Source organism: Psychrobacter sp. Sarcosine-02u-2 (assembly GCF_002836335.1).
Classification (GTDB): Bacteria; Pseudomonadota; Gammaproteobacteria; order Pseudomonadales; family Moraxellaceae; genus Psychrobacter; species Psychrobacter faecalis.
Genome location: NZ_PJBX01000041.1, coordinates 1 through 1,481 on the forward strand (window position 1 = coordinate 1; position 1,481 = coordinate 1,481).

A 1,481-nucleotide genomic window follows, 5' to 3' on the forward strand; every position below is an offset into this window, starting at 1 on the left:
CGGTTTATTAAAGACTTTTTAGGGTCGAAGTCACTCAAATAGCATGAATTATGTCCATTAGCGACTACCTTCTACTTTTTAGCATGAATTTTGTCCATTACACCCATTATTATAATCATGAAAGAATTCAGCTTAAACTAAAAGGACTGAGTCCTGTAAAATACAGAACTCAGTCCTTGTTGTAAACTTAAACCGTCCAAGTTTAGGGGGGGCAGTTCATATATTAACGGGCTTTTTTGTGTTTGTGCATTTTAAAGGTTAATATTAACGTAGTGCTAAATAAGCAGAATTGGCATAGCTGGCGCTGTTGCCATTACTACTGGTACCGTAACTGACATTTTGCACGCCACTACCATTGGTAGTGCCCGTAGCGTTATTGGCATTCATGGTATTACCCGCTAGCGCTGAGTCGTTCTTATATAAGCTATGGTAGCGACTCATCACATTTTTGACATAGTTGCGCGTTTCTTTAAACGGAGGTATGCCATTGTATTTATCGACGTTCCCTTCACCAGCATTATAACCTGCCACCGCAAACTCAACGTTATTATTAAAACGTTTCATCAGCCAAGCGATATATTTCGCTGATCCTTCGATATTATCAGCAGGATTCCACGGATTACTGACATTAAAGCGGCGCGCCGTTGCTGGCATCAGCTGCATCAAGCCTTGGGCGCCAACAGGTGAGCGTGCATTGGGATTAAACGCCGATTCGGTATGCATCATGGCTTTCATAAGGCCAGGATCGATACCATGACGGGCAGCCGAGGCACGGATATAACTGTCATAAGAGTTACGGCTGCCGCTACTACTCGCCGTGCTGCTACCGTAATCATTGCTATAGCTGCTGCCCGCATTGTAGGCGCTTGAATCTTTATAGTAGGTGGTTTTTACTTTTTTATTAAATTTATCAAAATTACCGCTAGGATTGACGTTGGTAAGCAGAACTTGGCCGCCTTTGTCTTTATAAATATACATGTTTCCCGCTTGAGCGGCGATAGGTAGGCTAGATAAAGCAATGGCAGAGAGTAAAAAGGGTGACAAGCAGCGCGTCAGTAAAGGGGCAATAGTTATCATAGGTTTATCACTTTTTATTAAGTAAGAGCAAATTGCTTTGCCTATAAGCGCGTAAGGTTGCGCATCAAAGCGGTTATCGCGTCTGTAGGATTTAATAGCGCTCAAATGAGCTACCTACGAATTCACGTCTAACAAAACCACTTGCAATAGATACAAAAAATAATAGTTGCTTACTATAACACAAAATAAGTTTTTGCCACATCTGAATGCGTGCACGCGACGTCAAAAATCCATTTATTTTGTAAAAAAGCTGAATAAAATCAAGATAGTAATAAAGCGAGGGCAGTTAAGTAGTTTATAGCAGCAAGGTCTAAGACTTTGTTTTTGTCATAAAAATAATTAATAGATAACGTTAAAAATGCTAGCAAATACAATTAATGTAGGCGAAAAAAGCCCAGCAAGTA

Annotated in this window: 1 protein-coding gene and 1 pseudogene; one reads left to right on the forward strand and one right to left on the reverse strand. The window is 40.4% G+C overall.

From position 1 onward, the window contains the following. Nucleotides 1-98: 98 nt before the first annotated feature. Nucleotides 99-185, forward strand: a pseudogene (locus CXF58_RS01125) (IS3 family transposase); the annotation flags it as partial. Between the two features lie 79 nt (nucleotides 186-264). Here CXF58_RS01125 and CXF58_RS01130 read toward each other — a convergent pair. Beyond that, a complete protein-coding gene (locus tag CXF58_RS01130; protein WP_102076316.1) occupies nucleotides 265-1,077 on the reverse strand; it encodes a lytic transglycosylase domain-containing protein in 813 nt (270 codons plus the stop codon). Nucleotides 1,078-1,481: the final 404 nt, after the last annotated feature.

Excerpts from the sequence above, each read along its gene's own strand:
- CXF58_RS01130 (WP_102076316.1), bottom strand. The coding sequence starts at position 1,077 with ATGATAACTATTGCCCCTTTACTGACGCGCTGCTTGTCACCCTTTTTA.